Below are 13359 nucleotides of genomic sequence, written 5' to 3' on the forward strand. Positions count from 1 at the left end.
GGTGAGGACCGTCATGGCCGCGGAGGGACCGGCGGCTGGAGGTAGCGGGCCTCGAGTGCGACAAGCGTACGGGGTAGATCATTGGGCTGTCCTGAGACAGCCCGGCGATCGGGGTTGGCGTGTAGGGCACCAGGGTGGCACAAGGGTTTAACTGTCGATGATCTTCTGAACCGGCTTACCCGCCTTGCCCGCCACCAGCGGAAGGGGGGACAGGTTCCTCCCTGGTTAGTTCTCGTCCAGCATGAAATCTTCCTGGCGGGCTCCGGCCGCTGGGCCGAGGCCAGAAGCGACGCCCAGAAGGGGCAGAAACCATGGTCAAGACCGTTTCGTTCAGGAACAAGGCAGTAGAGATCGCGGGACATCTTCATCTGCCGGACAACTTCAGCGAAGACGAGCAGTATCCGGCTCTCGTCGGTGTGCACCCGGCCGGCGGAGTGAAGGAACAGACCATCGGCCTCTACGCCGCGAGGCTCGCCAAGCATGGATACGTCGTCGTGGTCTACGACTCGTCCTACCAGGGCGCAAGCGGCGGCGAGCCGCGTCTGCTGGAAGAGCCGGCGACCAGGGTGGAAGACGCCCGCTGCGCGGCGGACTTTCTCACCACGCTCCCGTTCGTCGACACCGAGCGGATGGGCGTCTACGGCATCTGCGCCGGAGGCGGCTACGCCATCGGCGTGGCACAGACCGAGCATCGCTTCAAGGCCGTGGCTACCGTCAGCGCGGCCCCGATGGGCGAGAGCTCGCGAGCCTTCATGGGATATCAAGTCCCGGTCTCCGAGCACATCGCCACGCTGGAAATGGTCGGCAAGCAACGCACCGCGGAAGCAGGTGGAGCAGCGCCTCTCTACGCCCCCTTCGTGCCGGAGAAGTTCGAGGACATCGACGAGAACACGCCGGACATGCTGCGCGAGGGATACGACTACTACCGGACTCCCCGAGGCGCGCACCCCAACTCGAAGGGCCGGTTCCTGCTGACCAGCATGGACCGGATGCTCGCCTTCTCGGTGTTCGACCAGATTCCGAGCTTTCTGACCCAGCCCATGCTCCTCATCGCCGGCAGCAAGGCGGACACCAAGTTGTGGAGCGACATGGCCTATGAGCTGTCCAACGGACCGAAGGAGTACCTCGTCGTGGACGGTGCGACTCACATCGCCATGTACGACACGCCCGAGTACGTCGATCAGGCGGTCACCAAGATGGTGCAGTTCTTCGCCGTCCTCTAGGACTGAAGCCGTGCTCTGATGCCTGACCCTCGGAACGCCGAGCGGTGGAGACGTAGCGGGCGCCAGTGGTCACGGGCGGATTCTGCCCACACCCCGAATTTGATCTTTGCGGGAGCCCTCGTGACCCAACTCCGCGCCGGTCCCTTCGGTGGTTACGGCAGTGCTTCGATTCGACTGCCGTACCTGATGATGATCCGGCTCGTCGGTGCTCTGGGGCTGCTGGTCCGAAGCGACACCGCTGTGCTGGCTCAAACCCCATCGACAAGAAGTAGCCTCCCGGCCTATCGTGAAACTAGTTACATCCCCCCGGAGAGGCGGAGCAGCATGGTGGATCGGATAGTGGTCATCGGTGCCGGCGTCTACGGCGCGGCGGTAACGGCCTCGCTGGCCCGACGCGGCGCTCGCGTCACCGTGGTGGACGCCGGGATGCCGGCCGCCGGCACCTCCGGCGCGACGTTCTCGTGGACCAACTCGTGCGGCAAGCAGCCACGGGCCTACCACGACCTGAACGTCGCCGGCATGCGGGCACACCGGGAGCTGGCGGCCGCGGTGACCGGCAGCGACTGGTATCACGAGGGCGGCAACCTGGAATGGGCGGCCGACGACGCCGGCCAGGCCAGGCTGCGCGAGAAGGTCGCCGGCGTGCTCGACTATGGATACGAGGCGCGGTGGCTCAGCCGGGCCGACGCGGTGCGCCTCGAGCCGGACCTCGATCCCGCCCAGTTGCCGCCGCACGAGATCGCTTTCTTCCCGCGCGAGGGCTGGGTCGAGCCGACCCGACTGATCGGCCACCTGCTCAGCACCGCGGTCGCCCGGGGCGCCGAGGTGGTGAGCGCCGATGCCGTCATCGCGATGGAGTTGCGCGGCGGCCTGGTTCGCGCGGTGTGGCTCGCCTCGGGGCGCCGGCTCCCCGCGGATGCCGTGGTGAATTGCGCGGGGCCGCGCGCCGCCGAGGTGGCCGAGCTCGCCGGGCTGATCCTGCCGATGCGCAACACCCGCGGCGTTCTGGTCTACAGCACGCCGGTCCCGGTCTCGATCTCTCGGGTGATCCATGCTCCCGAGGTCCATCTGCGTCCGGACGGCGCCGGGCGGATCCTGGTGCACTCCCAGGAGAGCGACAGCGCGGCACACGTGTCCGAAAGCGGGGAGATCAGCGTCGACCGGTCGGCGGTCGAGAAGGTGGTCCGGGCGGCCTGCACGCTCTACCCGGGGCTGCGGGGAGCCATGGTGGAGAGCGTACGGGTGGGTGAGCGGCCCATCCCCGGCGACGGGCTGCCGGTCCTGGGCCGGGTGGCCGCGCTGCCCAACTTCCACTTCGCCGTGTCGCACAGCGGGGCGACCCTGAGCCTGCACGCCGGCGACCTGGTCGCGGCCGAGGCGCTCGGCAAGGACCGCAACGACGCGCTGGCCGCCTTCCGGTGGGAACGACTGGCCGGCGAACGGCCGCGGGAGGCCCAACGGTGAGGACGACCATCCTGCACGGTGGCACCCTGATCGACGGCCAGGGCACCGATCCGCGGCACGGCGTCGACATCGTCATCGAGGGAGACGCCGTCCGCGAGATCGTCCCCTCGCGGCCCGCCGACGCCTACGGCACGGTCGACGAGATCGTCGACGCGGTCGGCACCCTGGTGATTCCCGGCCTGATCAACAACCACACCCACGGCACCGCGTACGGGCCGCTGTTTCCGAGCGGCCATGCGGGACTGCCGCACCGGCAGGTGCTGGCCAACCTCGACCGGCACCTGCTGGAGGGTACGACGACGGTGCTCTGCGTGGACGGCTTCGTCACCGCCGAGGCACTGGCCGACACGGACGGCGCGCACCCGGTCAACGTCAAGCTCGCCTCGTGCAACACCCCGTCCTGCCTGCGGGCGGCGACCATCGCCGACGGCGGCGGCCTCGCCGCGGCCAACCGGGCCTTCACCGCGCGGCACGCGGTGGCGGCCGGCGCGGTCGCGCTCGGCGAGATCGGTGCGGGGCACACCCTCGGCGGTGGCGGTACGAGCTACATGTATATCCCGGCCGAGGTCCAGCGGCGTACGGGCCAGACCATCACTCCCCGGCAGGCGAACGCGCTGAAGATCGCGGTGTTGGGCCGGCACATCGCGGTGTCGGCGTTCGATCCGGCCGCGGTCGAGGTGGCGTTGGCGGACGCGGGGCTGCTCGGCAGCCTGACGGTCGAGGACGCCCGGGCGATCGTCTCGGACATCGTGCTGCCCGCCTTCGACGTCGCTCTGCACGGCCTCGCCGAGGCAGCCGATCAGGCCCGCGCGGTGGGTGTCCCGGTGCTGGTGCACAACGCCGCGGCGTCGATGACCCAGGTCGCCGCCATCGCGAAGACCGGCGTGACGCTGATCGCCGGGCACTCCAACCATTCGAGCTTCGAGCTGCGCGAGGCCGTCGAGCACGCCGAACGACTCAAGGAGCTGGGTGCGGTCGTGGACGTGTCGACCCTGGACACCTTCGGCGCGCAGCGGCTCACCACGGGTCCCGAGTTGCTCTACGCGATGTTCGCCGCGGGGGTGGTCGACACGATCTCGACCGACTATGCCGGCGGCCACCACGACCCGATCCTGCTGGCGATCGACCGGTCCACCAAGGCCGGCGTGGTGCGGCTGCCGGCGGCGGTCGCCATGGCGACCGCCAACGTCGCCGACGCCATCCCGGGAGTGGCACCCCGGCGCGGCCGCGTGGTGCCGGGCGCGATCGCCGACCTGGTGCTGACGGACCCCGCGCGGCTCCACCGGGTCGGAACCGTCATGATCGGTGGTGACATCGTGGTCCGGGACGGGAGGCGCGTCGGTGAAGAGAGCCACTATCGGTGACGTCGCCGCGCACGCCGGGGTGTCCACGGCGACCGTCTCCCGGGTGCTCAACGGCGGCGCCGTCACCGCGACGACCGCCGCCAAGGTGTGGGCGGCGGCCGGCGCTCTCGAATACACCCCCAACGCGCTGACCAAGAGCATCTTCGCCGGGCGCTCCCGCACGATCGGCGTCGTCATCCGGGACCTGAGCAGCCCCTTCTATCTCGACCTGATCCGCGGCGTCGACGAGGTGGCCACCGCCGACGACAGTCTCGTCATGTTCGCCAACACCTTCCGGGACGCCGACCGCGAGGTCGCGCACGTGCGGACGATGGACGAGCACCGGGTACGCGGGCTGATCATGACGACCGGCGAGTCGGCCGACGGCCGCACCCGCCGGATGGCCGAAAGCGGCGTGCCGTGCGTGATCGTCGCGCGCACCGTGCCGGACGCGCCGCCCGGCCTGCACTCGATCAGCCTGAACAACATCGAGGCCGGCCGGCTGATGGCCGCGCACCTGGCGGCGTACGGGCGATCAGCGGTCGGCGTCGTCACCTCGGGGCGCCGGCCCTCGCAGGTCGAGCGGACGCTGGGGTTGCGGCTGGCGCTCGCCGAGCGGGGCCTGCCGTTGCCACCGGAAGCGGTGGCCGTCGCGGAAAGCGAGACGGAGGTGGGTGCCGCGATCGACGCGCTCTTCGCCCGCGCACCCGAGCGGCAGGCGCCGGTGGACGCGATCGTCTGCACCACCGGCCGGCTGACCGTCGCCGTCCATTCCGCGTTGACCGCCCGCGGCCTGACGATCCCCGACGACATCGCCTTCGTCACGATGGACGACTTTCCGTGGGCGACCGCGCTCGGCATCACCGTCGTCGCCCAACCCTCGTACGAGATGGGCCGGGAGGCCGCGAAACTCGTCGTCGAACGCCCGGACGAGTCGGTCGCGCTCGTCTTCGAACCCACGCTGATCCCCCGCACCTCGTGCGGCGAGCGGTAGGGCTCTGTGACTTTGCGAGGTCGTGTCGGGGCGCGACGAGTGGGCAGTCGACGCTCCCCGACCAGACAGATCTCGGCCGGATCTGTGACTCGTCGAGGCTAGCCCGTGTTTCGTAAGTGGGCCGGGCTGCGCCGGGCCCAGGCGCCGCCTGGCCGCACGCCGGGACCGCCCAGATACAACACCGGTATCCGGACGATCCCGTCGCACACCCAGCCGACCCCTGGACTCCGCCTCGCCGTCGACCCCCTTACGAAACACGGGCTAGTCGTCGTTCTTCGTCACCGCCGCGGTCGCCGGCAGCGCCCAGATGTCGGCGAGTGACGGGTCGGCGAAGTCGGGGTCGGATCGGCTCTGCAATCGCATCCGGACCGTGCCGGTTTTGACGAACCGGGCGGGCACGTGCAACCGATACGCCGCGATGCCCTCCCGGCGCAGCGGCCGGACGTTGAGCCGGGTCGCGACGAGCTCGCCGTCGACGAAGATCCGGTAGCTCTTCTGCTGTGGGTTGCTGTCGTAGGTCTCCAGACCCTGCAGCGTGAAGCCCGTTCCGGGCGTGACGGCGAGGTCGAATTCGTACCAGGCGTCCGGTACCCGGTACCCGCCGTAGCGGCGGGTCAGTCCGGCCTCGGTGTTCGTGCCGCTGGTCGGCGACGCCGTCAGCCGGTGCGCGTTCTCGGATGTGCCGTCGCCGAGGTCGACGTGATCGGTCGCCCCGGTCGGCGGGGTCGGAAAGGACCAGTCCAGTGTCGTGGCCGCGCTGTCGACGGGGGTGCCGCCGACGACGAACGCCGCACTCACCGGCACCGCGCCGTCTGGTTCGAAGCCGCCCGGGAAGATCCGAGCGACCCTGACGGCCCTGCCGCGGGCCGGCACGGTGACCGGGGTGGAGCGCCTGGTCGTCCAGCCCTCCGGACCAGCCACGGTGACGACGCCGGTGACCGGCTTGGCGCCGTGGTTGACGACGGTCAGCCGGACGTCCGCACCGGTGCCGGCCATGGTGGCGGCGACGGGTCCCGCCGACACGGTCGCCGGCTTCAGAACCACGGGCACCGTCACCGAGGGCACCAGGGTCACCGGGCCGTAGAGCCCCGAGTCGTACGGCTGATGGTTCTTCTCGTTGCCCTGGGTGTTGGTGACCCGGACCTCGATGGTGTTGACGCCCTTGTGGAGCGCGTCGCCGAGGTCGACGGTGTACGGCGCCCAGATCCGGTCGGCCACCCGGGTGCCGTTGACGGTGACCTCGGCCACGTCGGCGACCCGGCCCAGGTCGAGGGTCCAGTCGGTACCGGTCAGTTGCCCGGCGTCGAGAGTGACCCGGGTCGTGTAGGTGGCGCTGCCGGAGTAGTTCGGGGCCACATCGGTCCAGCCCTGCAGCGGCCGGGTGACCGGCGCGGCGCCGTTCGCCAGCGCCATCGTCCAGTCACCGTCGAGCTCGCGAACGTCCGGCACCTGCGCGGGCGCGCTCCTACCCGCGAGGAGCCCGTTCGCGCCGTTGACGCCCCGCAGCACGGTAACGCCGGACTGCCCGGTGCGGACCCGCGCGGTGAGGACCCCGTTGACGACGCCCGCCGAGGTCACCCGCCCCGGTCCGACGACCTTGGTGACGTGCGCTCCCGGCGTGCCGCTCAGGGTGACGCCGAGCGGTGCCCGTGGGTCGAGCGTCATCGGCACCACGGTCCCCTCGCCCGTCGAGCGGTACGTCGTCGCCTTGGTGACGTCACCGGTCTCGGGGTTCCAGACGGCCGGCACACCCTTGGAGGGGAAGGTCACGTCGACGGTGACCGGTGCGCCGCCCTCGTTGAGCAGTAGGTAGCCGGCGGTTCCCCTCTCGGCGAACCGCAGCGCGCGGATACCGGGGTTGGGCGTCGACAGCCGGACGGCCGCCTGGCCGAGGCCCGCCGCGGCCGGGCCGGCCTGATCGGATGCGGCGACGGTGACCACCCGGCGTCCGCCGAGCCGGCGGATCTCCGCGACCAGCGCGCCGAGCCTGCTGTCCCGCCCGGAGACCTCCATGGTCGGGGCGGGTCCGGCGAAAATGACCTGGCCACCCGAGGCGACGAAGGCACGCAGCGTCGTGGCCGCCTCGAGCGACAGATAGGGCGTCTTGGGTACGACGACGGTCGTGTAGGTCATCTTGCCGACCCGGAGCGTCCCGCCGACGACGGACGCCGGGGTGAGCACCTGCGGGTCGCCGGTGAGAGCGCCCTCGTCGAGCTGGTCGAAGTCGACCTGCGAGTCCTCGAGCGAGCTCATCGTGGCGATCCAGTCCTGGTCCGGCCCGAAGCCGGCCACGGAGCGTTGCGCGGCCTCGTTGGAGCGCTGTGTCTGCAGCAACGCGGTCGGGGCGGCGGTGGTGTGGCGGCCGAACTCCATCAGCCGGCCGGTCCAGGCGTTGACCTCGTCCATCCACGGCCACCAGGTGTTCTCCTTCATGAACACCGGCGGGTACGGGATGCCCTCGATCGCGTCGTACGTGGTGTGGAACAGCGCCTTGTTGATCCCCCGCAGCGCCGAGGTGGCGGCGCCTTCGCGCAGGTCGTCGAGCGACTTCTCCCAGCCGGTCGCCCCCATGAGCTCGTCGTAGACCAGCGGCTTGCCCATCTGGTGTGCGACGCTGGCCGCGGTGCGCGGCAGGAAGCGGGCAGCGCCGTTGCCGACATCGTTGAAGATCAGGTCCGTGCCGGGAATCTGCGCCCACTGATGCGCCGTCAGAAGGTTGCCCGAGTGCCGCAACTCCTCTAGCGGGCCATGCTCGTCCCACAACGGGTTCGAGATGATCGAGACGCCGTGAGCCTCGGTCCACTCGTACTTCGGCTTCCAGTAGGTCTCCACCCACTGGTCGGAGGCCGCTCGGTAGAAGCGGCCCTTTGCCGAGGCCCCGGGGCGGCCCATGTCGTTGAAGACCGACACCATCGCCCGCGCCACGGTGGTGCCGCCGGCCTCGACGCGGTCGGCGAGGGTCGGTGTCCACGGCACGGCGTTGGAGTTCGGCCGGTCGCTCAGCGACGGCTCGTCGTCGGCGAAGCCCAGCAGCACCGTGCCGAAGGCCCAGGCGAAGCGGTCGTGGTACTCACCCATGACGATCTTGTCGTAGAGCGCCATCGCCTCGGCGTCGAGGGTGTCGGCGTAGTTGTCGCCGCGGAAGCGGTAGGTGAACGCCTCGACGCGCCAGTCACCGGCGGGCGCGTCCCACTTCCCGTCCCCGTTGGCGTGGTCGGTGAGGTCGACGACCCGGTCGAGGTCGGTCGCGCCGGCACCCGCCGCGGGGCGGGCGGTGACGGCGATGACGTTCTCGAGCGGCGTGACGGCGACGTCGAAGTCGTTGACGGACGCTGGGTCGGTGAAGTCGTTGCTGTAGAGCGGCGTTCCGCCGAGGGACTGGGCGACTTCGAGGTCGTCGAGGCGCCACTTCTGCGGCCCGTCGACGCGCATGCCAACCCGGCCGGTCGCGAACGTCGGGTCGGTGACCGGGGCGACCTGCATCCCGTCGAGGGTCGCGGAGATCTGGTTGCCGGCGGCGCGGATGCTGATCGTGTGCCGGCCGTCGGGATTCCACCCGGTGGGTGTGGTCGAGCCCAGCCGGAGCAGGGAGAAGCTGCCGTCGACCTGCTTCCAGAAGTCGACGTAGCCCGCCTTGCGGACGTCGACGAGGTAGCCGTTGCGCTTGTCGGGCGACCGCAGCATGAACCCGGCCGTGCCCGACTCGATGGTGAAGTCCGCCTGGACGGTGTAGTCCGACCAGTTCGTACCGTCCTTGAGCAGCGTGATGCCCGGGAAGACCGCGGCGTCCGCGACGACCTCGCCGCCCACGATGCGGACGCTGGAGGAGAACAGGCCGGCGAGGTCGACCCGGTGGCCGCCGGCCACGACGACGTCGCCGGTGCGAACGGCGGTCTTGACGCCGAGGTCGGGTCGCGGTTTGTAGGTCTTGTCGCCGACAGTGCCGCCGTTGACGATCAGGCCCCCCGCCGCGCCGCTCGGGAACTGCGAGTCGTTGTCGAGCCAGACCTTCATGCCGAGTTCCCGCGACTTCTCCAGGACGTCCTCGACCCGGTCGAACCAGGCTGGGCTGAAGAACGGCTCGGCGTCCATCCGGAAGATGACGGTCTCGGTAAACCCGGCATCGTGCATGTTCTGCAGCGTCCGGTCGACCTGCGCCTCGCTCTGCACCCGGTTCCAGAACCAGAGCACGGCCGGCTTCTGATCGGTCGGGTGTGCGAAGGCTTCGACGTCGTATCCCGGGATGTGGATGCCGGAGCTGCCGACAAGCCGGGCGACGGCGGCCGGGGCTGCGGCTGCCGGCACAGCTAGATCGGTGATTGCGAGGACGAGGGCGACAACGAGTGCGACGCGGTGGCGCGGGCCCATGGCGGAGTCCGATCGAGAAGGGATTCTTAGGGATTCCGGGCCGGCCGTCGGCGGCAGTGCGACTGCCGCCCGCGGCCGGCATGCCGATATTCAGCCGCAGGGTGACGCAGGAGGTGAAACGTTTCAGTTAGGTCTGTTACCTGATCGTACGGATCTCGTCACACGAGCGCAATCATCAGCCACAGTGGACCTTGGCAGCCGCAACGGCCGTGCCGGCCGCAGCCGGGCCAGCTATAGGTCCTGTGGTCCGACGCTTCTATCGTGAAACAGTGCCCGAGTCATCGCCCCCGGCCACGCCCAACGGCCGCCGCAGGTCGCCGGCCCGTCGACTGCTGTCGCTGAACGCATTCATCTACGCCCTGGCCCTGACTCTCGTCCTGGTTCCGCTCGCGCTCAACGTTTTCGAGGCGGTGGTCGATCCCCTGCTGGAATACAAGGAGAATGGCCAGAAGGTCACCCTGCGCCCGGACGACGGCTGTCTGAAATACCGGCGAGCGCTGGGCGCACGCGCGGGCACCGTCACCCAGCGGGACTGCGGCTGGCAGCGGCCGGAGGGTGTCGCGGAGTGGGCACCGCAGACCCGCGAATTACTGGTCCTGGACCCGGCGAAGCGGCACGTCGTCGAACTGGTCGCCTACGGGATGGTGCCGGACGAGACCAAGACGGTGCGGTACACCCTTCCCGGGGGCGAGATCGTCGAACCCGCCGTGCGGCACCGCGACGACCTCGACCACCCGGCGTTCTGGATCCATCTGACCAGGATCGCGATACCGGTCGACCTGCGGGCGGTGGACGGTGCGCCGGCGTTCGAGCGGTTCCAGATCTTCGATACGGCGGGGAACGAAATTGCCACTGTCTGAGCGGCATCGGCGGCGCGCGGCGTGGAGCGTGCTGGCCGTCCTCGCGCTGACGGCGGCTGCGTGGGCATTCTGGCCTGCTGGTGACCCCGGCCCGCTCGTGCTGATCGACCGGGCCCAGGTCGGCGGGTCACGGTGGGCCGTGCTGGCCCAGCAGTCCGGCGGCACGGCCTGCCTTCAGGTGCGGGTCAACGGCGCCCGGCGGGCGCGGATGTGCGACCGGCACTGGGCCGAGTCCGTCAACCTGTGGCACGGCCCGCTACCCGAGCACCAGGTCGTGCCGATCGGTCCGCCGTCGCTGCTGCGCGTCACGTTCCCCGGATCGGACCGGGTCCTGGTGGTCTCGGTGCTGCCCGAGGCCATCACCGAGCTGCGGCTGGCCGGCCCGGGCCACCGGCCCGACACCCGGCTGACGGTGCGCCGCCTGCTCGGGTCGAAAGAGAACTACGTACTCGCCGTGGTCGACCGCGCCCAGCTCGGCGAGCCCAAGGCGTTCGACTCGGCCGGTCAGCCCATCTACTACAGGTTCATGGACCGGTGACTCCAACGGCGGCCTAAACTCTGTCGGCCCGGCGAGGCCGGTCACGAGATCTGGGCAGCGTGTCCCACTGACCGTGCGGTTCGTTGTGCGGCGTCTACGCGGGCGTGAGCGACGCGGCTGGCGACCGCGGTGCGGGTCTTGACGCCCAGTTTTCGCAAGATGCTGCTGACCTGCTTTTTGACCGTCTCGGGGCTGACCGTCATCAGGGCGGCGATCTCCGCGTTCTTGAGGCCTTCGGCGACCAGGTGAGCGACTTTCTCTTCCCGCTCGGACAGGCCGTACAGGGCGGACAGGGTGCCCGCCTGCTGGCTGACGCTCGAGGACGCGACGCGCCGTGGGGTGGTCTCGCCGAGGGCTACCGGGATGGCGTCGACGTACCGGTGGCGGCCCATTTCGTAGGGCCTGGCGTATTCGGCGGCCGACAGGTGCCGGCGGATCTGGTCCTCGGCCTGCGCGCGGGCCGCGGCCAGCGGACCGAGCCCGTTGATGTCCACACCCATCGAGGTGCGCAGGGCTTCGGAGGCGCCGAGCAGCCAGGCGGCGAGTTCCGCCGCGGCGCGGGAGTCCGCCGCGGTGTCGAGCATCGCCGCCATGATCCAGGCATACAGCTCGACGGACCAGACGATTCCCCAGGTGTCGTTGATGTCCTGCTCCAGCCGTAGGCACTGGAGCATGCACTGCCTGGCATGCTCGAGTTGTCCGGCGTGCCGGGCGGCCAGGGCGCTGCCCCACAGCGCCCAAGCGATCGACCACGGCCCCCCGGATTCCTTTGCCTGGCGCAGGTACTCGGCGGCGATCGCCAGGGCCTCGTCGGGGGTGTCGGACCATGACCTGCTCATGGTCTCGACCATCGTCATCATGTGCCGGTCACCCATCGTCGCCGGCACCAGCGGGGTCGCCATGCGGGCGGCTGCCAGCAAACCGATGGCGGCCCGGCTTCCGCTGCGCAGGGCTTCGATCGCGCCGAGGGGATACATCAGCGTCGCGGGGATGGGCATGTCGCGGCGGGCGAGTTGATCCTTGGCGAACTGGGCCATGGCGGCCGCCTCGTCGGCGCGGCCCTGGGTGACCACCACCCATCCCAGCGCGCCGGCGATGGTGGCCAGCACCGTGGCCTTCTCGTCGGTGTCCGGGACCCCGAAGGCCTCGATCACCCGCCGCAGCACCTGCGCCACCATGTCCAGTACCCCGTAGAAGTGCGGGGTGCGGGACCGCACGACGTTGAAGGCGATCATGGCGGCGCCGACCATGTCGCCTTCGTCGAGGCAGTAGTCGATCGCGGCGAAGACGTCGTTCAGCTGCTGATGGAGGTTGTGCATGACGTCGATCTCGTGGGGGCCGTACCAGCTGCTGGCGGCCTGCTCGGCGATGCCAGCGAAGTGGTGGCGGTGCAGCAGCCGGGCTTGGGCGGCGCCGGCGGGGCCGAGTTCCCGCAGGCCGTAGTCGCGCAGAGTGTCCATCATCAGCCACCGGGTGCTCGCGGTGTTCGGGTCGGGGTCCTTCTTGATGATCGACTTGTAGGCCAGTGCGGCGATCATCTCCCTGATGGCCATGCCGTCGAGGCCGGTGACCGCCTCGACGGCCTTCATGTCGAAGCCGTGCCGGAAGACCGTCAGTTGCCGCCACGTCGTGCGTTCCTCGGCGGAACACCGGCCGTAGGAGAACGCGACGGCCCGCTCCAGCCCGGACGACAGCGCCGGCTCCGCGGCGAGGCCGTGGCCCGAGGAGGCGTCGAACTCCTCGTCCTGCTCCGGATCGGTCAGCAGGCGGAACCGGTCCTTCCCCAGCTGCTCGATCAGGTCCTCGACGGACAACCCGCCGGGCACCCACCTGGCGGCCAGTTCGATGGCCAGGGGAAGACCGTCGAGTTTCTCGCACAGCTGTTTGACCGCGGCTTTGTCGGTCAGGGCGTCACCCGAGCCAGCCCGGGTCACCAGGGCGCTGAACAGGGCTACCGACTCGCCCAACGTCAGCGGCGTCACGTCCAGGACGTGGCAGGTGTCGCGGCGGAACCGTTCGCGCGAGGTCGCGATGATCTTCAGCCGGGGGATGGTCCTGAGCAGGTCCGCCAGCAGCGGCCGCAGCGGGAGCAGGATGTCGTCGCACCGGTCGAAGACCAGCAGTACCTCGGCGAGCTCCAGGTGGTCGAAGTGGTCGCGCACCGTCGTGGCGGTGATGGTGCCGTTGCTGCGCAGACCGACCGCCTTCGCCACGAGGGCGTAGAGGTGTTCGCTGAACACACCGGACTCGTGGCTCAGTGCCTCCAAGCTGATGGTCCACGCCCTGCCCCCGGAAGACCTCTGCCAGACGGCGGCGATCCGGGCCGCGAGGCTGGTCTTGCCGACACCTCCGGGCCCGTGCAGGGTCAGCCAGCGCACACTGTCGTCGAGCATCCGGATGGCAGTGCCCAGCAGTTCTCCGCGCCCGACGAACGGCCCGAAACCCGACGCAGTCTCATGATCAGGCGTGGTCACCAGCGCAGGTTACCCCCATCGAAGGTGCTCACCATCGTGGATACCCGTTCGGGGGTAGTGGTGAAAGATCGACTACCCCGTTGTGGTGATGCGCA

At 70.0% G+C, this 13359-nt stretch carries 8 protein-coding genes; 6 read left to right on the forward strand and 2 right to left on the reverse strand.

The features are described from left to right. Positions 1 to 311 precede the first annotated feature (311 nt). The 4 genes from DMB66_RS21675 (at position 312) to DMB66_RS21690 (ending at position 5024) form a co-directional block, all read left to right on the forward strand. Complete coding sequence (locus DMB66_RS21675; RefSeq protein WP_125805937.1) at positions 312 to 1223, forward strand: alpha/beta hydrolase; 912 nt, start codon at positions 312 to 314, stop codon at positions 1221 to 1223. Between the two features lie 324 nt (positions 1224 to 1547). Continuing rightward, complete coding sequence (locus DMB66_RS21680; protein WP_125805938.1) at positions 1548 to 2687, forward strand: FAD-binding oxidoreductase; 1140 nt, start codon at positions 1548 to 1550, stop codon at positions 2685 to 2687. Then, the gene (locus DMB66_RS21685) at positions 2684 to 4051 is read left to right on the forward strand and encodes an amidohydrolase family protein (protein ID WP_125805939.1); all 1368 of its coding nucleotides are present in this window, start codon (positions 2684 to 2686) and stop codon (positions 4049 to 4051) included. The genes DMB66_RS21680 and DMB66_RS21685 overlap by 4 nt, the downstream gene beginning before the upstream one ends. Next, entirely contained in the window at positions 4029 to 5024 is a 996-nt protein-coding gene (locus tag DMB66_RS21690; protein ID WP_125805940.1) for a LacI family DNA-binding transcriptional regulator, read from the forward strand. Before DMB66_RS21685 ends, DMB66_RS21690 begins: the two co-directional genes overlap by 23 nt. A 261-nt stretch (positions 5025 to 5285) precedes the next feature. Here DMB66_RS21690 and DMB66_RS21695 read toward each other — a convergent pair whose 3' ends face one another. Further along, a complete protein-coding gene (locus tag DMB66_RS21695) occupies positions 5286 to 9329 on the reverse strand; it encodes a glycosyl hydrolase (protein ID WP_158647315.1) in 4044 nt (1347 codons plus the stop codon). A 332-nt stretch (positions 9330 to 9661) separates the two neighbouring features. On the opposite strand from DMB66_RS21695, the gene DMB66_RS21700 reads away from it, so the two are divergent. Continuing rightward, entirely contained in the window at positions 9662 to 10252 is a 591-nt protein-coding gene (locus DMB66_RS21700) for a hypothetical protein (RefSeq protein ID WP_125805942.1), read from the forward strand. Then, positions 10239 to 10790: a hypothetical protein gene (locus DMB66_RS21705; RefSeq protein WP_125805943.1), complete on the forward strand. Its 552-nt coding sequence runs from the start codon at positions 10239 to 10241 to the stop codon at positions 10788 to 10790. The genes DMB66_RS21700 and DMB66_RS21705 overlap by 14 nt, the downstream gene beginning before the upstream one ends. Positions 10791 to 10831: 41 nt before the next feature. On the opposite strand, the gene DMB66_RS21710 is transcribed toward DMB66_RS21705, so the two are convergent. After that, positions 10832 to 13264: a LuxR C-terminal-related transcriptional regulator gene (locus DMB66_RS21710; RefSeq protein ID WP_125805944.1), complete on the reverse strand. Its 2433-nt coding sequence runs from the start codon at positions 13262 to 13264 to the stop codon at positions 10832 to 10834. Positions 13265 to 13359: the final 95 nt, after the last annotated feature.

This window comes from Actinoplanes sp. ATCC 53533, from assembly GCF_003947245.1.